The organism is Serpentinimonas maccroryi, from assembly GCF_000828915.1.
Classification (GTDB): Bacteria; Pseudomonadota; Gammaproteobacteria; order Burkholderiales; family Burkholderiaceae_C; genus Serpentinimonas; species Serpentinimonas maccroryi.
The window spans coordinates 2458033-2483638 of the sequence record NZ_AP014569.1; the positions used below are offsets into that span (position 1 = coordinate 2458033).

The 25606-nt window shown below is 70.0% G+C and carries 19 protein-coding genes; 6 read left to right on the forward strand and 13 right to left on the reverse strand.

Annotation, left to right across the window (positions count from 1 at the left end; genetic code table 11):
* The first annotated feature begins 147 nt into the window (after positions 1–147).
* Positions 148–861: a fumarylacetoacetate hydrolase family protein gene (locus tag SMCB_RS11255; RefSeq protein WP_045537084.1), complete on the forward strand. Its 714-nt coding sequence runs from the start codon at positions 148–150 to the stop codon at positions 859–861.
* A gap of 18 nt (positions 862–879) precedes the next feature.
* On the opposite strand, the gene dacB is transcribed toward SMCB_RS11255, so the two are convergent.
* Positions 880–2478: a D-alanyl-D-alanine carboxypeptidase/D-alanyl-D-alanine endopeptidase gene (dacB, locus tag SMCB_RS11260; RefSeq protein WP_082027376.1), complete on the reverse strand. Its 1599-nt coding sequence runs from the start codon at positions 2476–2478 to the stop codon at positions 880–882.
* 152 nt (positions 2479–2630) lie between these two features.
* Between dacB and tsaB the strand changes: the two genes are divergently transcribed.
* From tsaB to SMCB_RS11275, 3 genes are read left to right on the forward strand one after another with little or no spacing between them, the layout of a single operon-like run.
* Positions 2631–3653 carry a tRNA (adenosine(37)-N6)-threonylcarbamoyltransferase complex dimerization subunit type 1 TsaB gene (tsaB, locus tag SMCB_RS11265; RefSeq protein ID WP_052468519.1) on the forward strand — a complete coding sequence of 341 codons (1023 nt, stop codon included), beginning with the start codon at positions 2631–2633 and terminating at the stop codon, positions 3651–3653.
* On the forward strand, positions 3650–4219 hold the full coding sequence (locus SMCB_RS11270; RefSeq protein WP_045537086.1) for a GNAT family N-acetyltransferase: 570 nt from the start codon (positions 3650–3652) through the stop codon (positions 4217–4219). The genes tsaB and SMCB_RS11270 overlap by 4 nt, the downstream gene beginning before the upstream one ends.
* Positions 4216–5190: a uracil-DNA glycosylase gene (locus tag SMCB_RS11275; protein WP_197539305.1), complete on the forward strand. Its 975-nt coding sequence runs from the start codon at positions 4216–4218 to the stop codon at positions 5188–5190. Before SMCB_RS11270 ends, SMCB_RS11275 begins: the two co-directional genes overlap by 4 nt.
* Before the next feature lie 23 nt (positions 5191–5213).
* On the opposite strand, the gene SMCB_RS11280 is transcribed toward SMCB_RS11275, so the two are convergent.
* From SMCB_RS11280 to SMCB_RS11330, 11 genes are all read right to left on the reverse strand, one after another.
* The gene (locus tag SMCB_RS11280) at positions 5214–6305 is read right to left on the reverse strand and encodes an ABC transporter ATP-binding protein (protein WP_082027377.1); all 1092 of its coding nucleotides are present in this window, start codon (positions 6303–6305) and stop codon (positions 5214–5216) included.
* Positions 6302–7294: an ABC transporter ATP-binding protein gene (locus SMCB_RS11285; RefSeq protein WP_045537088.1), complete on the reverse strand. Its 993-nt coding sequence runs from the start codon at positions 7292–7294 to the stop codon at positions 6302–6304. The genes SMCB_RS11280 and SMCB_RS11285 overlap by 4 nt, the downstream gene beginning before the upstream one ends.
* 13 nt (positions 7295–7307) lie before the next feature.
* Entirely contained in the window at positions 7308–8219 is a 912-nt protein-coding gene (locus SMCB_RS11290; protein WP_045537090.1) for an ABC transporter permease, read from the reverse strand.
* A gap of 22 nt (positions 8220–8241) precedes the next feature.
* Positions 8242–9222, reverse strand: coding sequence for an ABC transporter permease (locus SMCB_RS11295; protein WP_045537092.1), 981 nt, complete (start codon positions 9220–9222; stop codon positions 8242–8244).
* A gap of 117 nt (positions 9223–9339) precedes the next feature.
* Positions 9340–10917, reverse strand: coding sequence for an ABC transporter substrate-binding protein (locus SMCB_RS11300; protein ID WP_045537094.1), 1578 nt, complete (start codon positions 10915–10917; stop codon positions 9340–9342).
* A gap of 112 nt (positions 10918–11029) precedes the next feature.
* Complete coding sequence (locus SMCB_RS11305) at positions 11030–12154, reverse strand: 6-phosphofructokinase (RefSeq protein ID WP_045538115.1); 1125 nt, start codon at positions 12152–12154, stop codon at positions 11030–11032.
* The gene (gene mltA, locus SMCB_RS11310) at positions 12151–13506 is read right to left on the reverse strand and encodes a murein transglycosylase A (RefSeq protein WP_231851210.1); all 1356 of its coding nucleotides are present in this window, start codon (positions 13504–13506) and stop codon (positions 12151–12153) included. Before mltA ends, SMCB_RS11305 begins: the two co-directional genes overlap by 4 nt.
* 48 nt (positions 13507–13554) lie before the next feature.
* Positions 13555–14187: a response regulator transcription factor gene (locus SMCB_RS11315; RefSeq protein ID WP_045537096.1), complete on the reverse strand. Its 633-nt coding sequence runs from the start codon at positions 14185–14187 to the stop codon at positions 13555–13557.
* Positions 14188–14235: 48 nt separating this feature from the next.
* Positions 14236–16341: a two-component system sensor histidine kinase NtrB gene (locus SMCB_RS11320; protein WP_231851211.1), complete on the reverse strand. Its 2106-nt coding sequence runs from the start codon at positions 16339–16341 to the stop codon at positions 14236–14238.
* Positions 16329–17156 carry a carbon-nitrogen hydrolase family protein gene (locus SMCB_RS11325; protein WP_045537098.1) on the reverse strand — a complete coding sequence of 276 codons (828 nt, stop codon included), beginning with the start codon at positions 17154–17156 and terminating at the stop codon, positions 16329–16331. The genes SMCB_RS11320 and SMCB_RS11325 overlap by 13 nt, the downstream gene beginning before the upstream one ends.
* A gap of 3 nt (positions 17157–17159) precedes the next feature.
* The gene (locus SMCB_RS11330) at positions 17160–21341 is read right to left on the reverse strand and encodes a YhdP family protein (RefSeq protein WP_052468520.1); all 4182 of its coding nucleotides are present in this window, start codon (positions 21339–21341) and stop codon (positions 17160–17162) included.
* An 8-nt stretch (positions 21342–21349) separates the two neighbouring features.
* On the opposite strand from SMCB_RS11330, the gene glnE reads away from it, so the two are divergent.
* Together glnE and SMCB_RS11340 are read left to right on the forward strand one after the other, a co-directional pair.
* Positions 21350–24202: a bifunctional [glutamate--ammonia ligase]-adenylyl-L-tyrosine phosphorylase/[glutamate--ammonia-ligase] adenylyltransferase gene (glnE, locus tag SMCB_RS11335; protein ID WP_082027378.1), complete on the forward strand. Its 2853-nt coding sequence runs from the start codon at positions 21350–21352 to the stop codon at positions 24200–24202.
* 27 nt (positions 24203–24229) lie between these two features.
* Positions 24230–24529, forward strand: coding sequence for a 4a-hydroxytetrahydrobiopterin dehydratase (locus SMCB_RS11340; protein ID WP_045537100.1), 300 nt, complete (start codon positions 24230–24232; stop codon positions 24527–24529).
* 61 nt (positions 24530–24590) lie between these two features.
* Here SMCB_RS11340 and SMCB_RS11345 read toward each other — a convergent pair whose 3' ends face one another.
* A complete protein-coding gene (locus tag SMCB_RS11345) occupies positions 24591–25577 on the reverse strand; it encodes a Bug family tripartite tricarboxylate transporter substrate binding protein (protein WP_045537102.1) in 987 nt (328 codons plus the stop codon).
* Between the last annotated feature and the right edge of the window lie 29 nt (positions 25578–25606).

Sequence of the window (25606 nt, forward strand, 5' to 3'; positions counted from 1 at the left end):
ATTTTCGCATCAGTGCCGTGCTTTGGTTGGGCGGGTGCGTGTTTGGGGGCGCAGCTAGGTTGCGTGTTTGGGCTTCGTGGTCGGCCCTCATGCGCTAGCATCTGAGTTGGGCCCCCTTTTTGCTCCACCCATCAATCCTTGTCCAGCATGAGCACCTACCTCTTTGACCCACCACCCGTCGCCGCGCTGGCTGTACGCGGCTTGGCGCAGCGTTTCCCCGTGAAGCGGCTGTTTTTCGTGGGCCGAAACTACGCCGCGCACGCCGCCGAAATGGGCTTTACGGTGGACAAAAGCCGCGAAACGCCGTTTTATTTCACCAAATCGCTCAGCACGCTGGTGCCCAGCGGCGCCACGCTGCCCTACCCGCCCGGCACGCGCAACTTCCACTACGAAGTCGAGCTGGTGGTGGCGCTGCACCAAGGCGGCTTTGAAGTGACCCCAGAGCAGGCACCGGCGCTGATCTACGGCTACGGCGTGGGGCTGGACATGACGCGGCGCGACTTGCAGCAGGCGGCGCGCGAGCTGGGCCGCCCTTGGGACTTGGGCAAAGACGTGGAGCACGGCGCCGTGTGCTCGGAGCTGCTGCCGCTGCCGGGGCAGGTGCTGGCGCCATCGGCCATCGGCCTGCAAGTGAACGGCCAGACGCGGCAGCAGGCCAGCACCGAGCAGCTGATCTGGAGCATCCCAGAGCTGATCGCTGACCTGTCGCGCTTTTACCACCTGCAGCCCGGCGACCTGATCTACACCGGCACCCCCGAGGGTGTGGGGCCAGTGCAACCCGGTGACCAGCTGCGCGGCTGGGTTGAGGGGGTGGGTGAAGTCGCCGTGGCCATTGGGCCGGTGGACGGGCCGCAGGTTTGAGGGTTTTGGCGCTGGGCTTCAGCGGCTTGCCGGGCGCTCAGCGCTGGCCGCCCACTGCACCAGCGCATCGAGCGCCGGGCGGGCGGCGTGGGCGTTGGGGTGGTTGACGAGGGCCACCAACACCAGCCGCTGGCCGTCGGCGCGGTGCACGTAGCCGGCCAGGGCTTGCACGTCGCGCAGGCTGCCGGTTTTCAGGTGCGCCAAGCCCGCACCCATGCGGCTGCGCCGCAGTGTGCCGTCGAGGCCGCTGGCGGGCAGCGAGGCCACGAGGTCGGGCATGGCGTGTGAGGCATAGGCCTGCTGCAGCAGCCGGCCCAGGGCGAGTGCGCTGGCGCGGCCGTCGCGGCTCAGGCCCGAGCCGTTGCCCACTTCGGGCAGGGGCAGGTCGGGGCCGAAGCGCTGCAACCACCACTGCTGCAGGCGCTGGCGTGAGCGCGCAAAGGTGGCGGGGCCATCGGCTTGGTTGAGCGCGAGCAGCAGGTGCTGGGCCATGACGTTGTTGCTGAACTTGTTGGCATCGCGCACCACCTCGGCCAGCGTGGGCGATTCGAACACCAAGCGCTCGGTGGCGCCCACGGGCACGCTGCCTTCGCGCACCTGGCCCCCGAGCGTGCCGCCGTTGGCCAGCCACAGGGCGTGCACGGCGCGCTCGGCCATGCGGCGCGGCTCGGGGTGCGCCAGCGGCCAGTGGCGCACGCCGCAGGCAGCGGGGTAGCTGCCGTGGAAGCGCGGCTGCAAGGGGTGGGAAAAATCGGCGCGCAGGGCGGCGCGCCAGTCTCCGCACTGGGCTGGGGCGGCGTTGGCTGCCGGGGGGGGGCTGGCGGTGCTGGCGATGGCTGGGCTGCTGGCGCTGAGCGGCACCGTGGCCGGCACCTGCACCCCGGCCAGCGGCGGTTCGGCGCGGATGCGCGCCACGCCTGCCACCACATCGGGTGTGAAGGCGAACACCTGGGCGCGAAAGTTGACCAGCAGCGCGTCTGGGCCGGCGTTGTAGGCGCGCAGCGGTTCGTCGTTGAAGGTGGCGGGGTCGATCTCGGGCTCGGCAAAGGCGCTGCGGTCGAGCACGATGTCGCCCGCGATGCGCTCGATGCCCAGCGCCTGCACCCGGCGCAGCAGCAGCCAGAGTTTTTCGGTCACCAGCGCCGGGTCGCCACCGCCGCGCAGGTACAGGTTGCCGTGCAGCACGCGCTCGCGCAAGTCGCCGCTGCTATAGACCTCGGTGCGCCAGAGGTGGCCGGGGCCGAGCAGGTCGAGGGCTGCAAAACTGGTCACCAGCTTGAGCGTGGAGGCGGGGTTGAAAGGCGCGGTGTGCTGGTGCGCCAGCCACGGCGCGGCATCGGGCTGCGCCGGGGCGATCCACAGCGCCAGCGCCTCGGGCGGCAGCGCGGCGGCGCGCAGCGCGCTGGTGACGGCGGGCGGCAGGGGGGTGGTGTGGCGGGCTGCTGCGGGCGGGGCCGTGGCAGCGGTTTGGCCCGAGGCCGCCCACGCCATGCTGCTGCACAGCAGCAGACCGGCGAGGGAGGCATGGGCAGCCAAGGCGCTCAGCGTGTGCCGGGCGCTCGAGGTGCGCGGGGCCGGTGGGCGGCGCAGGGTGCCAACGGGGTGCGCTAGGAACATGGGGGACGATCTCGCGGATGAGGCCTTGATTGATGCCTTGAGGGCGCCAAAGCAACCGGAGCCGGCTGGGCCTGCATCGAGATTCCGGCTGCATGGGCGCGCTGGCAGTTTAGCAGCGCCTGGTTGCGGATCTGGCAGGATAATCCAGAGCCATGAACCCGACCAGCCCCGCTTTGCCCCCGCGCCCGCTTTACGCGGCGCAGCGCGTGCTGGCGATCGAGACCAGCACCGAGCGCCTGAGCGTGGCGCTGGGTGCGGCTGGGGCCCAGCCGCTGGCGCAATACCAAGGCGAGGGCGGCGCTCAAGCGTCGGCGCTGCTGATTCCGTGTCTGCTGGGTTTGCTGGACGAGGTCGGTTGGCGGCTGGATGAGCTCGATGCCATCGCCTTTGGCCAAGGGCCAGGGGCCTTCACGGGCCTGCGCACGGCCTGTGCGGTGGTGCAGGGGCTGGCGCTGGCGGCGCGCCCCGGGGGAGTGCCGGTGTTGCCGATCGGCACCTTGCTGGCGCTGGCCGACGAGGGTTGGCACGCCGGCTGCGCGCTGGGGTTGGGGGGCGATCAACCCCGGCCGACCCGCCTAGTGGCGGCGCTGGATGCGCGCATGGGCGAGCTCTACGTGGCCGAGTTGCGTTGGCAGCCGGCCACGCAGCTGAGCGTGCCTGACTTTGCCGGCACGCCCGGTGCGCCCAGCACTTGCGACACATTTGACGCACTTGGTGGGCCCGGCGCACCCAGCGCTTTGGCTGGCTGGCGCATGCAGGGCGCCCCGCGCCTGTGCGCGCCCGAGGCGCTGCCGCTGGAGTGGCTGCAAGGCGCCGAGGCAGAACCCACCTGGTTGCTGAGCAACGCGCTGGCCACCTACGCCGAGCGCTTGCCGCTGGCGTGGCGGGCGGTGCCGCAGGTGCCGGCATGGCCGAGCGCCGCCGCGCTGCTGCGGCTGGCGGGTTGGCATTGGGCGGCAGGGCTGGCGGTGCCCGCCGCCGAGGCGCAGCCGCTGTATGTGCGCGACCAAGTGGCGCTCACCACCGCCGAGCGTGCCGCCCTGCAGGCGCAGCGCGCGACCGAGGCCCTAGCAGAGCAAGCTGCCCAAGCTGCCCAAGCAGGGCAAATGGCCCAAACGGTTCACTCAGAGCCTGAGCGCTTGCCGCTCAAGCTCTCGGGGCAGCGGCAGCCATGAACGGTGTCTTGCCGCCGGGCCTGCAATGGGCACAGATGCAGGCCGAGCACCTCGAGGCGGTGTGCGCGCTCGAGCGCCGCGCCCACGCGCACCCGTGGAGCGAGCAGCTGTTTTACGACTCGCTGCACGCCGGGCACCAGGCGCAGCTGTTGCTGTGCGACGGCGGCACCCCGGCGGTGGAGGCGCAGCCCGTGGAGGCGCTGCAGCCGGCGTTGCGCGTGCCCGATGGCCGCCTCCTGCTGGGCTATTTCGTGGCGCAGACGCTGCTCGACGAGGTGCATTTGTACAACTTGGCCGTGGCCCGCGCGCGCCAAGGTTGGGGCGGGCTGCTGCTGCAGCGGCTGGTGGCTGCGGCTCAAGCCCAGGGCGCACAGACGCTGTGGCTGGAGGTGCGTGCCAGTAACCAGCCCGCGCTGGCGCTCTACCGGCGCGCTGGATTTGAGTCCGTGGCCACGCGCCGGGGCTACTACCCGGCCGCAGGCGGCGCGCGCGAAGACGCGCTGGTGCTGCGCCTCTGCCTGCAGCCGCTGCGCCTGACGTCGGCACAACTGGAGCCCGCTGCATGAGCGCGCACTACGAAGCGTCCGCAGGAGCACCCGATCCGGTGACCGACCCAGCGCCGGCCGCAGCCCCTGCCAGCGCCGAGGCGGCAGCCGCGCTTGCAGCGGCCGCGCGGGAGCCGGCCCGCCCGCGCTTAAGCCCGCGCCACAGCGCCATGCTGGCCGAAATGGGCGTGCGGCCGTGGTGGCTGTTTGGCGCCCAAACCGAGGCCGCGCCCGCACCTGCACCGCAAACCGCGCCAGCACGGCCCGCGCACCGCGCCGAGCCCGCCGCTGTGCCCGTTGCGCACCCTGCCGTCGCCCCTTCGGCGCGAGCCCCCGCACCCGCGCCTGCCCCCGCCGCAGCACCCGCGACCACACCCCCCGCCCCCGCCCCAGACTGGGACGCGCTCGAGCAGCAGATCCGCAGCTGCCAGCGCTGCCCCTTGGGCGCGCAGCGCCAGTGCGCCGTGCCCGGCATGGGCGACCGGCGACCGGACTGGCTGCTGGTGGGCGAGGCGCCGGGCGAAGAAGAAGACCGCCAAGGCCTGCCCTTTGTCGGCCGCGCCGGGCAGTTGCTCGACCGCATGTTGGCGGCGCTGCAGCTGCAGCGCACGCAGCGGGTGCACATCACCAACGTGATCAAATGCCGGCCCCCGCAGAACCGCAACCCGGCCGCCGACGAAATCGCCCATTGCGCGCCCTATCTGCGGCGCCAGATCGAGCTGCTGCAGCCCAAAATCGTGCTCGCACTCGGGCGCTTTGCCGCCCAGACTCTGCTGGCCGAGGGCGGCTGCCTGAGCCCCGACGAGCTCCACACCCTGCCGCTGGGCAAGCTGCGCGGCCGCATCTACCAAGCGCGCATCGGTGCGCAGACGCTGCCGCTGGTCGTCACCTACCACCCGGCCTACTTGTTGCGCAGCCCAGCCGACAAGGCGCGCGCCTGGGCCGATTTGTGCCTGGCGGCCGACGCGCTCGAGGCTGCAGCCTCAACCTAGCCCAGCCCGGCCTAGCCGGCCCTTCAGAGCCGCCCTTCCTCCACCGCGTGGCAGGCCACCCGCACCCCATCCAGGCTTTGCAGCACCGGGCGCTCGCTGCTGCAGCGCCGGTTCGCCGCAGGGCAGCGCGGGTGAAAGGCGCAGCCCGTGGGCGGGTTGAGCGGGTTGGGCACCTCGCCTTGCACCGGCGTGCGCGCGTGCCCGGTGTGGTGCAGCTTGGGGATGGCCTCGAGCAGCATGCGCGTGTAGGGGTGGCGCGGCTGGGCAAACAACAGCGCCTTGGGGGCCAGCTCCACCAGCCGGCCCAGGTACATCACGCCCACGTGGTCGCTCACATGGCGCACCACCGCCAGGTTGTGGCTGATGAACAGGTAAGTCAGGCCCTGCTGGCGCTGCAGGTCTTTCATGATGTTGAGCACCTGCGCCTGCACGCTCACGTCCAGCGCCGATGTCGGTTCGTCGCAGACCAGAAACTCGGGCTGCGTGGCCAGCGCGCGCGCAATCGAGATGCGCTGGCGCTGTCCGCCCGAAAACTGGTGCGGAAACTTAACCCGATCCAGCGGGCTCAGGCCCACCGACTGCAGCAGCTCGCCCACCCGGGCCTCGAGCGCCGCCCGCTCGCTGATCAGGCCGTGTTCGCGCAGCGGCTCGGCCACGATGTCGGCCACGCGCCAGCGCGGGTTCAGGCTGGCGTAGGGGTCTTGGAAAATCATCTGGATGTGGCGCCGGATGGCGCGCCCAGAGCGGCTGCGGTAGGCGGCGTGCGCGTCTTGGCCGGCAAACTCGAAGCGGCCGCGGCTGGGCTGGTACAAGCCCACCAGCAAGCGCGCCACGGTGCTTTTGCCACAGCCCGATTCGCCCACCAGCGCCAGCGTTTGGCCGCGCGCGATCTCGAAGCTCACGCCATCGACGGCGTGCAGCAACAGGCGCGGCTTGCGTTCGATCACGCGGTTGAGCCACGGCGCCGACACATCAAAGGTGCGCGCCAGATCGACGGCGCGCACCAGCGGCGCGGCCGGCGCGGCCAGGGTGGCTGCAGCGGTGGCGCCGCCAGCCAGCCCCGGGGCAGCTTCTGGGCGGCCGAATGCGGCCGTGGCGGTGGGGCGGTCGCTCATGGCTGGGCCTCAAACGAAGGGGTGGCGCCGGCGTTGGCGGTGAGCCAGCAGGCGGCCTCGGTGGTGACGGCGGGCATGAGTTCGGGGCGCTCGTGGTGGCAGCGTGCCAACACCTGGGGGCAGCGCGGGTTGAAGGCGCAGCCCGAAGGGATGGCGTTGAGGCGCGGCATGGCGCCGTCGATCTGGTGCAGGTGCTGGCGCTCGACCTCGATGTCGGGGATGCAGCTCATCAGGCCCTGGGTGTAGGGGTGGGCGGCGGCGTGGATGACGTCGCGCACCGGCCCGATTTCGGCGATGCGCCCGGCGTACATCACGGCCACGCGGTCGCAGGTTTCGGCGATCACGCCCATGTCGTGCGTGATCAGCATCACGGCGGCGCCGTGTTTTTTGCACACCGACTTGAGCAGGTTGATGATCTGCGCCTGGATCGAGACATCGAGCGCGGTGGTGGGTTCGTCGGCGACGATGAGCTTGGGCTCGGCCGCCAGCGCCAGGGCGATGACCACGCGCTGGCGCATGCCGCCCGAAAACTGGTGCGGGTAGTGGTCGATGCGCTCTTGCGCCGCCGGGATGCCGGTTTCTTGCAGCAGCTCGATGGCGCGTTGGCGTGCCTGCGCGTGCGTCAGCGGCAGGTGGGTGGTGATGGTTTCGATCAGCTGGCGCCCGATCGAGTACAGCGGGTTGAGCGAGGTCAGGGGGTCTTGAAAAATGGCCCCGATGCGGCGCCCGCGCACGCGCCGCATTTGCGCCGGCGGTAGGTTGTCGATGCGCTCGCCCTCGAGCCAGATCTGGCCGCTGGCGATGCGCCCGGGGGGCTCGAGCAGGCCGATGATGGCCGCGCCGGTGAGCGATTTGCCGGCCCCCGATTCGCCCACCACACCCAAGATTTCGCCGGGCGCGATCTCGAACGAGAGCTGATCGAGGGCGCGCAGGGTGCCGTGGCGGCTGGGGAACTCGACCACCAGATTTTGGACTTGCAACAGGCTCATGGCAGACCTCGGTTCAGCGCAGGCGCGGGTTGAGCGCATCGCGCAACCAGTCGCCCAGCAAGTTCACGCTCAAGGCAATCAGCACCAGCACCAGGCCGGGGAAGATGGTGATCCACCACTCGCCCGAGAACAGGTAGTCGTTGCCGATGCGGATCAGGGTGCCCAGCGAGGGCGATGTCGGCGGCGCGCCCACGCCCAGAAACGACAGCGTGGCCTCGGTGATGATGGCGGTGGCCACCTGAATCGTGGCCAGCACCAGCACCGGCCCGAGCACGTTGGGCAGCACGTGGCGGCGCATGATGGCCAGCGACGAAACTCCGATCACCCGCGCCGCTTGCACGTATTCCTTTTGCCGCTCGACCAGGGTGGAGCCGCGCACCGTGCGCGCATACTGCACCCAACCGGTGAGCGTGATGGCGGCGATCAACACGCCAAAAGCCAGCGCCTCGTGCGCGTTGGGGAACAGGGTGTGGCCGATGCCGGCGATCAGCAGCGCGATCAAAATCGCCGGGAACGAGAGCATCACGTCGCACAGGCGCATCAGCAAGGCATCGACCCAGCCGCCCAGGTAGCCCGCCAGCAGGCCCAGCGTCACCCCCAGCAGCACCGACAGCAGCACCGAGACCAGGCCGACAAAGAGCGAGATGCGGGCGCCGTAGATCAGCGCCGACAGGATGTCGCGACCTTGGTCGTCGGTGCCCAGCAGAAAGGTCCACTGCCCCTCGGGGTACCAGGCCGGCGGCAGGCGGGCGTTGTTCAGATCGAGCGTGGCCAGATCAAAGGGGTTGTGCGGCGCCACCCAGGGCGCAAACAGCGCCGCCAGGCCGCAGACGAGGGCAATCGCAGCCGCAAACAGCGCCGCCGGCGAGCTGCGAAAACTGTGCCCGACGTCGCTGTCGAGCCACTTGAAGAGGGTGGTTTTCATAGGGGGAGGGTGCAAGCCGGGGTCAGTGTCCGCTGGCGTGATCGACGCGCAGGCGCGGATCGACGACGAAGTACAGCAGATCGACGATCAGGTTGATGACGACAAAAATCAGCGCAATCAGGCACAGATAGGCCGCCATGACCGGGATGTCGGCAAAGGTCACGGCCTGAATGAACAGCAGCCCCATGCCGGGCCACTGAAACACGGTTTCGGTGATGATGGCAAAGGCGATCAGGCCGCCGAGCTGCAAGCCGGTGATGGTCATGACCGGCACCAGCGTGTTTTTGAGCGCATGGCCAAAGTGCACCGCGCGGTCGCTCAAGCCGCGGGCGCGGGCAAACTTGATGTAGTCGGTGCGCAGCACCTCGAGCATTTCGGCGCGCACCAGGCGCATGATCAGGGTGAGCTGAAAGATCGCCAGCGTGATCGCCGGCAGCACCAGGTGGTGCCAGCCCTGCAGCGTCAGCAGCCCGGTGCTCCAGCCGCCGATGTACACCACTTCGCCGCGGCCAAAGCTGGGAAACCAGCCCAGCTGCACCGAAAAGATCAAGATCAGCACGATGCCGATCAGGAAGGTGGGCAGCGAAACGCCCAGCAGCGACAGCGTCATGAACACCTGCGCCAAGGCGCTGCCGCGGCGCAAGGCGGTATAGACGCCCAGCGGAATGCCCACCAGCAAGGCCAGCGCGGCCGCCACCAGCGCCAGCTCGAGCGTGGCCGGGAAGCGCTCGGCGATCAAGGTGGCCACCGGGGTGCCTTGGCGCAGGCTCATGCCGAATTCGCCCTGCACCGCGTTGTAGAGGAAATGCCCGAACTGCACCCACACCGGCCGGTCGAGCCCAAGTGCGGCGCGCACCTCGGCCACTTGTTCGGCGGTGGCGTCCTGGCCCAGAATCTGGCTCACCGGGTCGCCGACGAACTGAAACAGCATGAAGGCGATCAAGGCCACGGTGACCATGACCAATACCGCCTGCAGCAAGCGGCGCAAAATAAAAGCGAGCATATGGGGGCTGACTCCGGGCGCAACGCCGCGCGCACGCCATAAATAAGCACCGCCGCTGCGGCCCGTGTGGGGCCGCAGCGGCGCGCTAGGGGCTGGTACCTCTGGGCGGCGGGTGGCTTAGTTGAGGTTCAGGATGCGCCAGTCGATGCGGTTGTCGGGCCGATGTACGATCTGCACGTTGGCGCGCATGGCCCACGGGATGATCTGGTTGTGCAGCGGAATGTGGGCAATGTCGTCGTTGTGCATCTGCAGCGCTTGCGTCAGCAGGCGCGGGCGGATGTGCGGGTCGGTCTCGGTCTTGATGCGGTCGATGATGGCATCGAGCTGTGGGTTGCTGAAGCGGCCGGCGTTGAAGTTGCCGTCGCCGCCCGGGCCGACGGTGCGCACCAGCGACTGCAGGCTGTAGAGCGCGTCGAAGGTCGGCACGCCCCAGCCCAGCATGTAGATGCTGGCTTCATAGCGCTGGATCATGGGGAAGTAGGTGGTGAGGGGCAGGGTGCGCAGCCGGGCCCGAATGCCGACCCGTGCCCACATGGCGGTGATGGCCTGGCAGATCTGCTCGTCGTTGATGTAGCGGTTGTTGGGGCAGGCGAAATCGACCTCAAAGCCGTTGGGGAAGCCGGCCTCGGCCAGCAGGCGCTGCGCGGCGGCCTGATCGAAAGGCAGGCGCTGGTGCACGCCCTCGGTCCAGCCGGCCACCATCGGCGCCACCAGCGCGCCGGTGTTTTGGCTTAAGCCGCGCATGGTGACGCGGTGGATGGCGTTGATGTCGATGGCCTGGTAGAGCGCGCGGCGCACGCGCAGGTCTTGCAGCGGGTTGCGGCCGCGCACGTCGCTGCCCACCAGTTCGGGCCGGTGCTGGTCCATGCCCAAAAAGATGGTGCGGTTCTCGACCCCGTCGAGCACGCGCAGGGCGGCGTTGGCGCGCACCCGCGGCAGGTCTTGCGGCGTCGGATCGAGCACAAAGTCCACCTCGCCCGAGAGCAGGGCCGCCATGCGCGTGGCGTCGGAGCTGATCGGGGTGTAGATGATCTCGGTCACGTTGGACGTGACGCCGCCCCAGTGGTTGGGGTTGCGCTCGAGCACCATGCGCTGATCGGGCTGCCAGGAGCGCAGCCGAAACGGCCCGGTGCCCATGGCGTTGCGGTGCGCGAAGTTTTCTTCGCGGGTGCGGATGTTCATCGGCTCGAGCGAGCGGTTGCGCTCGGCCCAGGCGCGGCTCATGATGCGCAGCTCGGTGAGCTGGTTGAGCAGCACCGGATTGGGGCCGCGGGTGAAGATGTCGATGGTGCGCGCATCGACACGCACCACGCGCTCGATGCCTTGGGTGAAGATGGAAAAGTTGGAGGTCGGCGCCATGGCGCGCTGCAGCGAAAAGACGGCGTCCTCGGCGGTGAAGGGCGTGCCGTCGTGGAACTGCACGCCTTGGCGCAGCGTCAGGCGCAGCTGGTTCGGGCTGACTTGGGTCCAGGCGGTGGCCAGCTTGGGCTCGATGCGGAAGGTGCGGCTGTTGTAATAGACCAGCGACTCATAGACCGAGGCGTGCACGCCATTGCCCAAGGCGTTGTTTTGTGCGTGGATGTCCCAGGTGGGGATGTCGCTGGCGCTGGACCAGCGGAAGGTTTTGCTGTGCGCGGCACTTGCCACGCCCAGCGCCAAGGCAACAGACAGGGCCAGCAGTTTCAGTTTGAACATGGACGTCTCCGAAAATTTTTAAAAATTCGATTATCCGCCTGCCCCGCCTGATTTTTCATCGGCTTGAAATAATTTGTAAGTTTGGCGACAAATTATCGTGTTCATGGGGGGTCTAGGGGTGGTCCAAGGGCGGTCTGTGGGCGCGGTCTCGATCCGCCTGCCCCAAGCAGACCCCGATCTGCTGCGCCGCTTGCAGCAGCGGGTGCCCGGCTGGCACGGTGCGCTGCTGCTGGGCTACCTCGGCCAGTGCGATGTGGCCCAGTTGCCCGCCGCTGAGCGTGACCATGCAGCCAAACTGGCCCTGCAGCAGCAGCTGCGCCGCTTGGTTGCCGTACAGGGTGGCGAGCACGCGGTCGAAAGGCGTGGGGCTGCCGCCGCGCTGCACGTGGCCGAGCACGGTGGCGCGCACCTCGGCATCCAGCAGCGGCTGCAGCTGCGCGCTCAACTGGTGCGCCACCCCGCCCAAGCGCGGCACGGGGTGGCCGTCTGCGGGCAGCGCCGGGCTGGTTTGCAGCGTGGGCGCGCCGCCCTGCGCCTTGGCCCCTTCGCCGATGCAGATCACGCTGTAGCGCTCGCGCTGCAGCCGCGCTTGGCAGTGGCGCGCCAGAGTGGGCAGGTCGTAATCGAGCTCGGGCAGCAAGATCGCGTCGGCGGCCCCGGCCAAGCCGGATTCGAGCGCGATCCAGCCGGCCCAGCGGCCCATGGTCTCGACGATCATGACCCGGTGGTGGCTGTGCGCGGTGGTCTGGATGCGCTCCAGCGCCTCGGTCACGGTGGCCACGGCGGTGTCAAAACCAAAGCTGCGCTCGCAGCCGTAGAGGTCGTTGTCGATGGTTTTGGGCACCCCGACGATGGCCAGCCCCTGCTGCGCCAGCCCGTGCGCGATCGTCATGCTGCCGTCGCCGCCGATCACCACCAGCGCATCGAGCCCGAGGCGGCGCACATTGGCCAGCGCCAGCGCCGTGGCTTGGGCGCTGGCCAGCGGGTTGGCGCGGTTGCTGGAGCCCAAAATGGTGCCGCCGAGCAGCAAGATGCCGCTCACCGCGTCCCAGTCGAGGCGGCGGGCGCGCGCGGGCTCGCACAGCAGGCCGGCAAAGCCGTCTTCGATGCCGATCACCTCGGCGCCGCACTGGCGCAGCAGCGACTGGGTGACGGCGCGGATGACGGCGTTGAGGCCCGGGCAGTCGCCGCCGCCGGTGAGGATGCCCACGCGCTGCGGGCAGGCGCGGGTGCTCATGGGGCGCTGCGCGGCCACAGCGCCCACAGGTGCACCGGCTGTTTGATGCCGGCGGCCTGAAAGAACGCCTGCTCGCCCCAGCCGGTGAAGAAATCGGCCCGCGCCGCGCCGACGATGGCGGCCCCGGTGTCTTGCGCCAGCACGAGGCGGCGCAGCTCGATGAAGGGGCCGCTGGAGTGCAGCCAGACCGGGGTGCCGTAGGGGATGCTGCGCGGATCGACGGCGATCGAGCGCCCCGGCGTGAGCGCCACGCCCTGGGCGCCGCGCGGGCCAAACTGGGCCTCGAGTTCGTTCAGGCTTTCTTCGCGAAAAAACACCGTGCGCGGGTTGCTCCACAGCATCTCGTTGATCTGCTCGGGGTGGGCGGCGGCCCAGGCGCGGATGGCCTCCCAGGTGCCGGCGCGGATGGCGCCGCGGTCCAGCAGCCAGCGCCCGACGCTGCGGTAGGGGTGCCCGTTGTGGCCGGCAAAGGCCAGCCGCACCAGTTGCTGGCGGCCGTCGGGTTCGCGCACCAGCACCCGGCCCGAACCCTGGATTTGCAGCAGCAGCGCATCGAGCGGATCGGCCAGCCAGACGATTTCGCGCCCCTGCAGCTGCGCCAGCGCCTGCGGGTCGGTGGCCATCTGCTGGCGGCTGAACCAGGGCCGATCCCGGCTCAGGCCGGGGGGCACGGCGTGCAAGGGGGTCTGGTAGGGGCCTTGGCGCACCCGGTTGGCGTGCAGCAGCGGCTCGTAGTAGCCGGTGAGCAGGCCGCGCGGGTTGCCCTCGAGCGACTGCACGCGAAAGGGCTGCAGGTGGCGCATCATCCACTCGTGCTGCGCGCTGGCGCTGGCGATGCTCAGGCGGCGCACCTCCTGGCACAGGGCGCCCAGGGTGGGGGCCGGGCGCTCGCAGCTGCGCAGCCAGGCGTTCCAGGCTTGGGGCAGGGCGTCGCGGCCCCAGCCGGGCAGTTCGCTCCAGCGCACCGGCTGCCACCGGCTGTTGGCGCGCACGAGCGGCGCCGGCAGCGGCTGCGACTCGGCCCATTGCCAGACGGCGGCCTCGGGGCCGAGCACGGGCTCGGGCCAGATTTCGTCAAAGCCGCTGGCCGGGCGGGCGCCGGGGGTGGGGGGCGGCTCGGGCACCGCAACCCGGGGCGCAGGCGGCGCCTCTAGGGGAGCAGGCGCAGCGGCGGGGGCATCCGCAACGGGGGGCGGGGTGGCGCAGCCGGCCAGCAGCAGGCCGGCCAGCAGGCTGGCCAGAAGCAGGTGCGCGCGCTGCGGCCGGCTGGCCCAAGCGAGAGTGGGCGAAGAGGGGGTGGGCCAAACCGGGGCGGGCCGCAGGGCGTTCAAAAGCAGGGGTGGGGGCGACACGGATGGCTCGAAGAGATTGGGGTGGTGGCGGGCGATGAAGGGGGCGCCTCAGAGATCGCGCAGCAGATGCACCAGATCGACGGCAGAGCGCACCCCCAGTTTGTCGAACACGTGGGCGCGGTGCACCTCGACCGTGCGCACGCTGATGTGCAACTGCTCGGCCACCAACTTGTTGGGCAGGCCAGCGGCGATCAGGCGCATGACGGCGCGCTCGCGTTCGGTCAGGCTGCCGACCAGCGACTGGCGCCGTTGCGCCTCGCGGCGCTGCGCCAGCAACTGCCCCGAGTGCCGCAGCGCCTGCTCGACGCGGTCCACCAGGGCGTTGTCGGAAAACGGTTTTTCGCAAAAATCGAAGGCCCCGCGCTTGACCGCCTCGACGGCGGTGGCGACGTCGGCGTGGCCGCTCAGAAAAATCACCGGCATGGCCGCGCAGCCCACGAGGGCGGGCAGGCGCTCGTACAAGGCCAGCCCGCTCTGGCCGGGCAGGCGCAAATCCAGCAGCAGGCAGGCCGCCTCGGTGGGCTCGGCCCAGCTTTGGGCGCAGTCCCAGAACGCCTCGGCGCTCGGGTAGGCGCTGCTGAGCAGGCGGCGCGTGCGCAGCAGCCAGCCCAGCGCTTCGCGCACGGCGGCGTCGTCGTCCACGATGTGGACGCAGCCTTGCGGGGAGGCGCTGTAATTCATGGGGGTGGATGATAGGGCCTTGTGCGCCAAGCGGGCCGGTTTGGCTGCTCAAGCGGGTGCCGTGGGCAGGGTGAAGCGAAACACCGTGCCCCGTGGCTGCTGGGCGCTGTATTGCAGCGCGCCGCTGTGCTGTTCGATCACGGTTCGGCACAGGCTCAGCCCCAAGCCCATGCCCTCGGGCTTGGTGGTGAAAAAGGGCGTGTACAACTGCTCGGCCTGCTCCTGGCTGATGCCCAGTCCGTGGTCGGCGACGGCAAACTCGACGCCCTCGCCGCGGCCATGCAGGCCCCGGCCGGCGCTCAGGCGCAGGCGGCGCAGCCCCGAGCTGGCCGGCGGGTTGCCCGCTGGCATGGCTTGCATGCCGTTGCGCGCCAGGTTGAGCAGCACCTGTTCGATCATGGTGCGCTGGCACCAGACCGCTGGGCAGCCGGGTTCGATGTCGAGCGCGAGCTCGATGTGCTGCTGCCGTGCCTGCAGCTGCAACAGCGGCCAGATGCCTTGAAACAGGTCGGCCGGTGACACCGCCACGCGCTCGCGGTCGCGCTGGCGCACCAAGTCGGCCACGCTTTTGATGACTTTGCCGGCGCGCTCGGCTTGCTCGCTGATGCGCTGCAAGGCGCTGCGCACGAGGCGGGTGGGCTCGGGCTCGGCCTCGGCCTCGGGGTTTGGCTCGGGAACGGTTCCGGGGCCGGTTTCGGGTTTGGCCTCGGGCTTGACCTCAGGCTTGTTCGGCTCGGGCAGCAGGTTCAAAGAGCCGCTGGCGTAGCTGGCGATGGCGGCCAAGGGTTGGTTGAGCTCGTGGCTGATGAGCGAGGCCATCTCGCCGGCCATGGCCAGCCGCGCCGTGGCCTGCAAGCGCTCTTGCGAGGCGCGCAGCAGCTCTTCGTTGCGCCGCTGTTCGCTCAAGTCCAGGATCGCGCTCATCCAGCCGGTCTGGCGGCCTTGGGCGTCCACCAGCGGCGCTTCGATCACGCGCACCGGCAGGCGGCTGCCGTCGGCGCGCATGAACACCGACTCGAAGCCCTCGCGTGGCGAGCTTTTGCCCGCCAGCCGCGCTTGCAGGCGCTGGCGGTATTCCTCGATCTGTTCGGTCGGCCAGTAGGGGGCCGGAATGCTGGTGCCCAAGAGCTGCTCGGCGCTGCGCCCCACCATCTGGCAAAAAGCCGGGTTGACGTAGGTCAGGCGACCGTTCAGGTCGAGCGCGCGCAGACCGGTCAGGAGCGAATCTTCCATGGCCTGCCTAAAGGCCAGCGCCTCGGCCAATTGGCTTTCGGCGCGCTGGCGCCGGCGCAGGTCGCGCAGCAGCAGCGCCAACAGGGTGAGCAACCCCAGCGCCAGCGCCCCCACCGCCAGCGGCAGCGCGGCAACGGCGGGGTGTTCGGTGCCACCGCTTTGTTCGACCAGCAGCACCCACGTGGCGCCCGGCAGCGCCACCAGTTGGCTGGCGCGGTGCAGGGCTGGCCCCGGCTCGGCCAGCTCACCGACCATGACCAAGCGGGTGCCATCGGCTTCGGTCCACGACAGGCGCCGCCCGCGCTGGGCCTCGGTGGGGATGAGCTCGGCCAGCAGCCCCGCCATGGCGTAAGTGGCCACCAGGTAGCCGTCGGGGCGACCGTTGCGCTTTAGGGGCAGGCAGAGCTCCATCAGCTCGACGCCCCGGCCCTGTGGCAGTGGCCAGAAGTAGCTGCTCGAATAAGCCGCTTCATCGAGGCGGCGCGCCAGCGCGCAGGTCTGGCGCACGTCGATGAGGGCGTCGTGGCGCGGGCGCATCGCGTGCAGCGTCGGCCAAAAGGGCGACAGCCGCTCCACCAAAACGCTGTGGGTTGGGTCGCGCCACTCGAGGTGCACCAGTTTGCGCTGCGAGCTCAGCAGATCGGCCGCGGCGCTGGGCCAGAAGGCTGGGCTGGGGGCCACGCTTTGCAGGGCGTGCAGGTCTTGCACGCTGCGTGCCAGCCCGCTGCGCACATCCAAGCTCATGCGTGCGGCCTCGCGCTCCAGCGCCTCTTGAATCTGACCGTGCTGGTATTCGCGCAGCAAAAATACCAGCAGCGCAAACAGGGCCGCCAGCAGCAGGCCGGCCAGCAGCCACAACAGCCGGCGCAGCACCAAGGCAGGGTTTAGGGCCGAGTTAAGGGCCGGGTTCAGGGCTGGCACGGCGGGGTGTGAAAGCGCCGGTGCTGCAGCGCCGGCAGCTGCTGGCGCACCTGTTGCAGCCGGGCCCAATCAAGATCAGCCAGTACCACGCCGGGCCCGCTGGCGCGCTGCGCCAGCACGTTGCCCCAGGGGTCGATGACCATGCTTTGGCCCCAAGTCTGGCGGCCGTTGTCGTGCTGCCCGCCTTGGGCGCTGGCGGCCACGTAAGCCAGGTTTTCGATCGCGCGCGCGCGCAGCAACAGCTCCCAGTGCGCCTGCCCGGTGCCGTGGGTGAAGGCGGCGGGCACCAGCAGCAAATCGGCCTGCAGCTGCCGGTAGAGCTCGGGGAAGCGCAGGTCGTAGCACACGCTCAGGCCCACGCGCCAGCGCTGGCCGCTGCGGTCGTTGAGCTCAAAGGCCACGGGCGTGTTGCCGGCCACCAGCACCGCCGCTTCGTCGTAGCGCTCGCGCCCGTTGTCGTAGCAAAAGAGGTGGATCTTGTCGTAGCGCGCCACCGGCTGGCCGCTGGGGCCGTAAACCAAACAGGCGTTGGCCACGCGATCGGGCGCCGGGCTTTGCAGCGGCAGCGTGCCACCGACGACCCAGAGCCCGTATTGGCGCGCCGCAGCGGCCAAAAATTCCTGGATCGGGCCGCTGCCGTGGGCCTCGGCCAGCGCCAGCTTGTCGGTCTCGCGCTGGCCCATGAGGCAAAAGTACTCGGGCAGCACGGCCAGTTCGGCGCCGGCCTGGCTGGCTTGTTGCAGCAAGGCTTGGGCTTGGTCGAGGTTGGCTTGGAGCTGGCTGCCCGAGACCATTTGCAAGGTGGCGATTTTCATTTTTTATTGCGCTCCGGTGGGTGCGTTGGGGTCGGGGCGGGCGGCGGGCTGGCGCTGCACCGGCGTGACCACGGGGTCGGCCCAAGGGCCGGTGATGTGAAACTCGCGCGTGGCGGCTTGCTGCAGAGGCTGGCGCAGCAGAAATTGGGCCAAAAAAGCGCCCAAGCCGGTGATCGGGTTGATGAGGGTGGCCACCAGCGAGACGGTGTCGGCGTTGAGCTCGGGTACCACCACCACGCGCAGGTCCTGGGTTTCGCGCACGGTGTCGGCGCTGCCCTCCAGCAGCACGGCGGCGTTGATGCCCTTCATCTGCAGGTTGTTGCTGCGCGCCACGCCTTGGGCGATGGAGACGTTGCCGCGGATGAAGTCGAACGCAAAGCCTTCGCTGAACACGTCGCGAAAATCCAGCATCAGCCGCCGCGGCAGCGCCTGCAGGCTGAGCACCCCGATCAGCTTGGCTACCCCGGGTTCGGCGCGCAGAAACTGGCCGCGCCCGACGTCGAGCTGCAGCTCGCCGCTCAGGCTGGGGGTGTCGAAGTTCAAGGGCGAACCCAGCCAACCCAAATGGCCCTCGATGCGGCCTTGGCCGCCGCGGATGGTCTGCGGCTGGCCCATGCGCGTGAGCAAGGCACCGGCGTCGCGGATGTCGAGTTCAAGGCGCAAGGCGGTGCGCCGGGCGGTGGCATCGAGCCCGTGCGCGACCCAGTTGCCGCTGGCTTTGAGGGTGGCTTCGGGCGTGTTGAGCGTCAGCGCATTCAGGCGCCATTCCGATACGCCCGCCTGCGGCCCTTGGGTGGCGACGCGGCTCGCGGCCTGCACCTCCAGCCGTCCGAGTTCGCGCCCGTCTAGGCGCAGGCGCTCGATCACCAAGTCGATGGCCGGCATGGCGTTGGGTTGTTGCAGCACCTGCTCGGCTGGCTGCTCGACGCCGGCGCGCGGCCAGTCGAGGCGGCTCAGGCGCGCGTGCACCAAGCCGGCCGCTTGGGGGCCGCCAGCTCGGTAGCTGAGTTGCCCGGCCAGTTCGCGCGCCACCACCGTTGCGCGCCAGGTGTCGCGCTCCAAGCTGCCGCTCAAGCTCAGGTCGTGCCAGCTGCGGCCGGAGTGGGTGATTCGCGCAGCTTGCAGCCGCCACTGCGTGGGCCAGTAGGGGCGGCTGTCTTGCAGGCTGAGCGCGCTGGCGGCTGGTGCCGGAGCGGCGGCTGTTGTGGGCGCAGGCGTCACTTGGGGGGCAGCGTAGAGGCGTGCCCAAGCGTCGGCGTCGAAATCGCCCAGATCGAGCGCGGCCAGCACGCCCAAGGCGGGCAGCGCCGGGCGCGCGCTGCGCACGGCCACGCTGCCGCGCAGCACGCGGGTGGCCGCGCCACGGTGCTCGCGTTGGTAGTGCAGGCTGAGCCAAGGGGTGGGGCTGCTGCCCAGTTCGAGCTGCAATTCGTCGCGTGTGGCCCCTCTAGGGGCACCGGCCAGCGGCTCGATGCGCAGCCGCAGCGGCAGCGCCGCCTCGGCGCTTTTGCTCAGCGGCGCGGGCAGCTGCAGCGCCAGGCCCTGCAGGTTGGAGTCCACCTGCACCGAGGTGCCCTCGGGGCCGATGCGCAGTTCGGCCTGGTAGGTGGCGCTGCCGCTGCCGGCACGCCCCAGCGGGGCCAGCCAAGGCCACGGCTCGGCTTGGGACAGGCCCAGCGCCGTGGCTTGGCCGGTGCCGCGCAAGCGCAGCACCGACTGGCCCTGCTCGGTGGCCATGCGCCCCGAGAAACGCAGCGGCCCGCCCAGCATCTGGGCGCTGGCGGCGGGGATGTCGAAGCCGCTTTCGCTGAAGTTCAGCACCCCGTGCAGCGCCTGCAGGGTCGGGCTTTCGGGGCCGATGCGCAGCTCGTTGCCCGCAAAACGCAACTGCCCGCGCACGCGGGTGGCGTTGGTGTCGTTGAGCGGCATCTCGAGTTGCAGCCCCAGCTCGAGCGCGCCGCTGGCCTGGGCCTGGTCGAGCGCGGCCTCGGTCATTTGGCGCAGCGGCGAGCTGCGCACCAAAGCCAAGGCGTCGGTGGCCGGGCCGCGCAATTGGCCGTTTACGCGCAGTTGCGGCTCGGTGGCCATGAAGTCGGGGATTTCAGCTTGGGCCTGCACGATGCGCAACTGCGGCCAAAGGCGCACTTGGGCGCTGGCTTGTTCCAGGCGCAAGCGCGTGCCCTCGATCAGCAGGCGCGCCTGTGGCACCTGCAGGGTGGGCCAAGGCGGGCTGCCCGCCGGCAGCAGGTGCGCCGGGGCGTAGTCGAGTTGCACGTCATGCAACGGTGCCTCGAGCGTGAACACGCCGCTGCCCGGCTGCTGATAGGGAAAGTTCCTCAGATCGCCGCGCACCCGCACCAGCGCTTGCTCGATGCGCCCGGCGACGATGGCGCTGCGCAGCCAGGCTTTGGTCTCCGGTCCCACGTTGAGCGGCAGGTAGCGCACCACCTGCGCCGCGTCGGCGCGCAGGATGCGGCCATCGAGCTCGATCACCCCCGGAAAACGCGCGCGCGCCGGGCTCAGGGCCGGGTCGGCGCTGCGCCAGTTCAGCTGCAGCTCGGCTTCGAGGTCGGGGTTGCGCAGCAGCAGGCGCGGCACTTCGACGGTGATCTGATCGCCTACCACGCGCCAGCTCAGGCCGGCTTGCAGCCGCTGCAGCGTCACCCTGGGTTGGGCAAAGACGCCGGGCAGATCGAGGTGCCCGTTGTCGAGCCGCAGCTCGGCCTGCCCGCCGCTCGAGGTGAGGTTGAAGTCGAGGTCGGCGCCGCCGATGCCGGGGCGCCCGGGCGTGTGCACGTCCCAGCCCTTCGCATGGCGGTACACCGGCGGAGCAGCCCCAGCGCGCAGCCCGACGTTGCGCAGGCGGCCGCTGGCGCTCCAGCTGGCTGCGGCCCCGGTCTGGTCGGCGCCTGCGGTTTGGCCTGCGCCCGCAGCTTGGGCGGCGCTCCATTGCATCTGTATCTGCTCCACCAAGCCGCTGGGGGCGGTGTCGCGCAACCACTGGTGCGCGAGCGCGGGCAGGGGCAGTTGCAGCGCCAGTTGGCTCAGCACCTGCGCATCGAGCCGCTCGGCCTGGAGCGCAAAACCGGCCGGTGCCGTGTCGCTGCTGCGGGTGTGCAGGTGGCGCACGTTGCCGCCCGGCCACACCAGCCCGTCGGCGGTGCGAAAGCCCAGCCCGTGGGTGCTCAAAGTGGTTTGCAGCCCCTCGTGCTGCAACTCGAGCCGGGTTTGCAGGTTTTGCAACTCGAATGGCTGCGCCACCTCGGGCCACTGCAGCTGCACCCGTTGCAAACCGAGGTCGGCGCTGGCCTGGCGCAGCGCGCCGCGCTGCCAATCGAGCCACAAGCGCGCCGCTCCCTGCCCCTGTTGCACCTGCAAACCCAGCCAGTTGGGTGCATCGATGTAGCGCCCCATGTGCGCCCAATCGACCCACGGCAGATCGGCATAAAGGGTGCCGCGCCAATAGCGCCACTGGCTCGGGCGCAGTTGCCAGAACGCGCGGGTGAAATCGCCGCGCACGCTCAGGCGCTGGCCCCAGTGCGCGGGCGGGGTGGCGTCGAGCCGGAACTGGTGCTGGCGCCCGGGGTTGCGCAGCACCAGGTCGATGCCCGTGAACTCGGCCACGGGCAGCGTGGGGCGGGTCTGGTCGTGCCAGCGCAATGTGCCTTGCAACAGGGCCAGCTCGGTTTGCCCCAGCAACCAGTCGGCCAGCGGGCTTTCGTCGCCGGTGCGTTCGAGGTGGCCCAGATCGATGCCGCCCAGCAGCCAGCGCCCATCGGTGCTGCGGCGCAACTCCAGCACCGCGCCTTCGACCACGATCTGATCAAAGCCCAGCCGCCACAACGAGGGCAGCGACAACGCGGCGCGCACGCTGGGCAGGCGCAGCGCTTCGGCGCCGGCGGCGTCGCGCAGCACCACGTCGCGCAGTTGCAGGCTGGGCACCGGGCCGCTGGAGTTGGCCGTCAGGGCCCCGATCTCGACCTTCACCCCCAGCGCCTCGCTGGCCATGCGCTCCAGCGCCGGACGCCATTGGTCAACTCTTGGCACAATGAGCTGATGCAACGCCACCCAACTGAGCCCCAGCAGCAGCCACGCCGCCACCAGCAGCCACAACAGCGCACGCAGCAGCCGGGCCTGCCAGTGCAGCCAGCGCGGTGGATGGGGGGGGCGGGGTTTATCGAGCACACCAAATTATGATGGTTAGCGCCACTTTGGGCCCTGGCGGCCCGGACCAAGTTGTATCAAAAGCTCTCGAAGCCGCGGCCCACTCGCGCTTCGTGCAACGCATCCGGCGCCGCTACCACGCCGAGCTGGCGCTGTTGCCGCCGGGGCCGCCCACGGCCGCTGCCATGCGCCAGACGCTGGCGGCGCTGCAAGCGGGGGGCTTGGACACGCCTGCGGCCCTGCGCGTGCTGCGCCATTTGGTGCTCGAGCGGCTCGCGGTGTTGGACGTGGAGCACGAGGCCCCGCTGGCACTGGTCACCGGGGCCATGACCGATCTGGCCGAACTCGCGCTCGACACCGCTTTGCAGGTGGCTTTGAGCGAGCTCGACGAGGTCCATGGCGCGCCCACGTGCCCGGATGAAGCGCTTGCCGCAACCTCTGCAACCGCCGCAAATGCAAAGGCTGCGGCCGGGTGGCGCCGGGCCGAGTTGTGGATCGTGGGCATGGGCAAGCTGGGGGCGCGCGAGCTCAACGTGTCGAGTGACATCGACCTGATCTACGTCTACGACCAAGACGGCGAAACGCGCGGCAACGCGCTCGGGCGCGGGCGCATCAGCAACCACGAGTATTTTGCCAAGGCGGTCAAGCGCATTTACAGCCTGATAGGCGACAACACCGAGCACGGCCAGGTGTTTCGGGTCGATCTGGCGTTGCGGCCCAACGGCAACTCGGGCCCGCCCGCGCTCTCGCTCGACGCGCTCGAGGAGTATTTTTTGGTGCAGGGGCGCGAATGGGAGCGCTTTGCCTGGCTCAAAAGCCGCGTCGTGGCGCCGCAGCAAGTGCTGGACACCGACCACCCGCAGGCGCTGCGCGCCCTGGTGCAGCCCTTTGTGTTCAGGCGCTACCTCGACTACAGCGTGTTCGATGCGCTGCGCAGCCTGCACCAGCAGATTCGGGAGCACGCGGCCAAACGGGCGGCGGGCAACCCGGGCCGCTTGAACGACGTCAAGCTCTCGCGCGGCGGCATCCGCGAGATCGAGTTCACGGTGCAGCTGCTGCAGGTGGTGCGTGCCGGCCAGTTCCCCGAGCTGCGCACCCGCGCCACGCTGGAGGCGCTGAAGCGGCTGGTGCGCGCCGGCCTGATGCCCGAGCCCAAGGCGGCCGCGCTGGCGCAGGCCTACGAGCTGCTGCGCAAGGTGGAGCACCGCATCCAGTACCTGGACGACCAGCAAACCCATCTGCTGCCCACGCGCGACGACGACCTGAGCTGGATTGCCCAGACCTTGGGTTTTTCCGACACCGCCGCTTTTTTGTGTGTGCTCGACGCCCAGCGCGAACTGGTGGCGCAAGAGTTCGACACCCTGCTCGGGGCCGGTGCGCTGCCCTGCAACGGCAAAGGCTGCAACGGCCACGCACCGGCAGCGCCCAGCCACGATTGGCTCACTGTGCTGGCGCAACTGCCGCCGGGGTTGGGGCTGCGGGTGGCGCAGTGGGCCGAGTCGCCGCGCGTGCAGGGTTTGCGCGAGAGCGCGCGCCAGCGCCTGCTGCGGCTGTTGCAGCGCACCGGTGCCTGGCTCAATGAAGGGCGGGTGAGCGAGGGCGCGGCGCTGCGCTTGTGCGACTGGATCGAGCCGCTGCTGCGCCGCGAGAGCTACCTGGCGTTGCTGCAAGAGCGCCCGGCGGTGCACGAGCGGCTGCTGCGCATGCTCGGTGCCGCCCAGTGGCCGGCGCGCTACCTGTTGCGCCATCCCGGTGTGATCGACGACTTGGCCGGGCAGCAGCTGTACCAAGAGCGCTTCGAGGCGCCGCAGTTCGAGGCCGACCTCGAGGCGCGCCGCCAGGCGCTGGCCGCCGGCGGCGACGACGACGAAGAGGCGCTGCTCGACCTGCTGCGTCGCGCGCACCACGCCGAGGTTTTTCGCACGCTGGCGCGTGACGTCGAAGGCGTGCTCACGGTCGAGCAGGTGGCCGACGACCTGAGCGCCCTGGCCGACGCCGTGCTGCGCGTGAGCGGCCGCTGGTGCTGGCAGCGCCTCAAGCAGCGCCACCGCGACGAGCCGCGCTGCGCCATCATCGGCTACGGCAAGCTCGGCGGCAAAGAGCTGGGCTACGGCAGCGACCTCGACATCGTGTTCGTTTACGACGACCCAGACGAGCGCTCCAGCGAGGTCTATGCCACCTTGGTGCGCAAGCTCATCAACTGGCTCACCGTCAAGACCGGCGAGGGCGATCTGTACGAGATCGACACCGCGCTGCGCCCCAACGGCAACTCGGGTCTGCTGGTGACCAGCTTCGACGCCTTTGCGCACTACCAGCAAAACCGAGGCAGCAACACTGCCTGGACTTGGGAGCACCAAGCGATCACGCGCGCGCGCTGCGTGCTCGGGCCGCCCGACTTGGTGCAGCGCTTCGAGGATGTGCGTCTGGCGGTGCTGACGGCGCCGCGCTCGAGCGCCGCACTGGCGGCCGAAATCTGCGCCATGCGCGAGCGCTTGCGCCAAGCGCATCCGGTGCGTGCGGGGTTGTTCGACATCAAGCACAGCCCCGGCGGCATGGTCGATGTCGAGTTTGCGGTGCAGCACCTGGTGCTGGCGCACGCCGCCGCGCACCCGGCGCTGTGCGCCAACAGCGGCAACATCGCCTTGCTGCACGCCGCCGAACAAGCCGAGCTGCTGCCCGCTGGCATGGGGCAGGCGGCCGCGCGCGCCTACCGCGCCCTGCGCCAGCGCCAGCACCGGGCGCGGCTGGACGAAGCCAGCACACAGATCGCCCCAGAGCTGGTGGCCGAGCACAGCGCGGCGGTGCGGGCGCTGTGGGCGCAGGTGTTCGGGTCCGTCGATTGCACGGCCCCCGTAGGCCCCGCAGCCCTGCCCACCCGGTAACGCCCAGACACAGGAGCAGAGCAGACCATGAAAAAACTCGAAGGGGCGGCCCTGCAAGCCCAGATCGAACGCCTGCCGCTGTGGCGCTTCAACCCGCAGCGCCACGCGCTGGAGCGGTGTTTGGTGTTCAGCGATTTCAACGCCGCTTTCGGCTTCATGAGCCGGGTCGCGTTGGCGGCCGAGCAGCGCAACCACCACCCCGAGTGGGCCAATGTGTACAACCGGGTTGACATCGCCTTCACCACCCACGAAGTGGGGGGCTTGAGCCTGCGCGACATCGAGTTCGCGCTCTGGGTGGACACGCTGGCGCCCGGCGTGGGCGACTGAGGGGGCGCCCTCTCAAGCGCGCATCATCGCTGCTTGCCAGCCGCTGCGTGCACGCGCCGCTTTAGTCCGCCGTGATGTTGCGCTCGCGCACCACCCGGCCGTAACGCTCGCTGTCGGTGCGCGACAGCGCCAGAAGCTGGGCCGGCGTCAAGGGCGTGGGTTGGGCGCCAAAGCCGCGGATCGGGTCGATCACGCTCTGCACGGCTAGGGCGCTGTTGATCTCGCGGTTGAGGCGCTCGACGATGGGCGCTGGTGTGCCGGGCGGAGCCCAAAAGCCATGCGAGGTGCCCACGTCGAAATCGGCCAAGCCCAGTTCGCGCAGCGTGGCGACGTTGGCAAACTGCTCGACCCGCCGCTCCCCGGTGACGGCCAACATGCGCAGGCGACCGGCGCGCACGTGCTGGAACGACACGCCCGGATCAAACGCCCAATCGACCGTGCCGGCCAGCAAGGCCTGCATGACGTCGGCCGAGCCGCGGTACGGGATGTGCACCGCTTGGGTCTGGGTGGCTGCCTGCAGCATCTCGGCGGCGATGTGCGGCGAGCTGCCATTGCCGGGTGAGCCAAAATTCAGCCGGCCCGGGTTGGCGCGCATGTGGCGGATCAAGCCGGCGTAGTCGTCGAAGGGCAGGCCGGCGCGCGTGACCAAGAACAGCTCGAAGCGCGCCGCCGCCGCCACCGGCACCATCTCGCGCAGCGGGTCGTAGGTCTTGCGCAGCAGGTGCGGCCCGATGACCATGGTGCTGCCGGCAATCAGCCCCAGCGTGTAGCCGTCGGGCGCAGACGTGTGCACGGCGTTGAGGCCAATCATGCCGCCGCCGCCAGAGCGGTTCTCGACCACCACCGGCTGCCCCAGCGATTGTGAAATTTGCTGCCCCACCGCACGCGCCACGATGTCGGGCGTGCTGCCCGGTGCGAAGTTGACGACCAGGCGCAGCGGCCGGGTCGGGAAGGACTGCGCCAGCGCGGGCAGCAGCGGCGCGCTCAAGGCGAGGCCGGCGCCCATGGCGAGCACGTGGCGGCGGGAAAGGCGGGGGGGTTGGGTCATGTTTGTCTCCTAGCGGTCAAAGCCGGTGT

Excerpts from the sequence above, each read along its gene's own strand:
- SMCB_RS11255 (WP_045537084.1), top strand. The coding sequence starts at position 148 with ATGAGCACCTACCTCTTTGACCCACCACCCGTCGCCGCGCTGGCTGTA.
- dacB (WP_082027376.1), bottom strand. The coding sequence starts at position 2,478 with ATGTTCCTAGCGCACCCCGTTGGCACCCTGCGCCGCCCACCGGCCCCG.
- tsaB (WP_052468519.1), top strand. The coding sequence starts at position 2,631 with ATGAACCCGACCAGCCCCGCTTTGCCCCCGCGCCCGCTTTACGCGGCG.
- SMCB_RS11270 (WP_045537086.1), top strand. The coding sequence starts at position 3,650 with ATGAACGGTGTCTTGCCGCCGGGCCTGCAATGGGCACAGATGCAGGCC.
- SMCB_RS11275 (WP_197539305.1), top strand. The coding sequence starts at position 4,216 with ATGAGCGCGCACTACGAAGCGTCCGCAGGAGCACCCGATCCGGTGACC.
- SMCB_RS11280 (WP_082027377.1), bottom strand. The coding sequence starts at position 6,305 with ATGAGCGACCGCCCCACCGCCACGGCCGCATTCGGCCGCCCAGAAGCT.
- SMCB_RS11285 (WP_045537088.1), bottom strand. The coding sequence starts at position 7,294 with ATGAGCCTGTTGCAAGTCCAAAATCTGGTGGTCGAGTTCCCCAGCCGC.
- SMCB_RS11290 (WP_045537090.1), bottom strand. The coding sequence starts at position 8,219 with ATGAAAACCACCCTCTTCAAGTGGCTCGACAGCGACGTCGGGCACAGT.
- SMCB_RS11295 (WP_045537092.1), bottom strand. The coding sequence starts at position 9,222 with ATGCTCGCTTTTATTTTGCGCCGCTTGCTGCAGGCGGTATTGGTCATG.
- SMCB_RS11300 (WP_045537094.1), bottom strand. The coding sequence starts at position 10,917 with ATGTTCAAACTGAAACTGCTGGCCCTGTCTGTTGCCTTGGCGCTGGGC.
- SMCB_RS11305 (WP_045538115.1), bottom strand. The coding sequence starts at position 12,154 with ATGAGCACCCGCGCCTGCCCGCAGCGCGTGGGCATCCTCACCGGCGGC.
- SMCB_RS11315 (WP_045537096.1), bottom strand. The coding sequence starts at position 14,187 with ATGAATTACAGCGCCTCCCCGCAAGGCTGCGTCCACATCGTGGACGAC.
- SMCB_RS11325 (WP_045537098.1), bottom strand. The coding sequence starts at position 17,156 with ATGAAAATCGCCACCTTGCAAATGGTCTCGGGCAGCCAGCTCCAAGCC.
- glnE (WP_082027378.1), top strand. The coding sequence starts at position 21,350 with ATGATGGTTAGCGCCACTTTGGGCCCTGGCGGCCCGGACCAAGTTGTA.
- SMCB_RS11340 (WP_045537100.1), top strand. The coding sequence starts at position 24,230 with ATGAAAAAACTCGAAGGGGCGGCCCTGCAAGCCCAGATCGAACGCCTG.
- SMCB_RS11345 (WP_045537102.1), bottom strand. The coding sequence starts at position 25,577 with ATGACCCAACCCCCCCGCCTTTCCCGCCGCCACGTGCTCGCCATGGGC.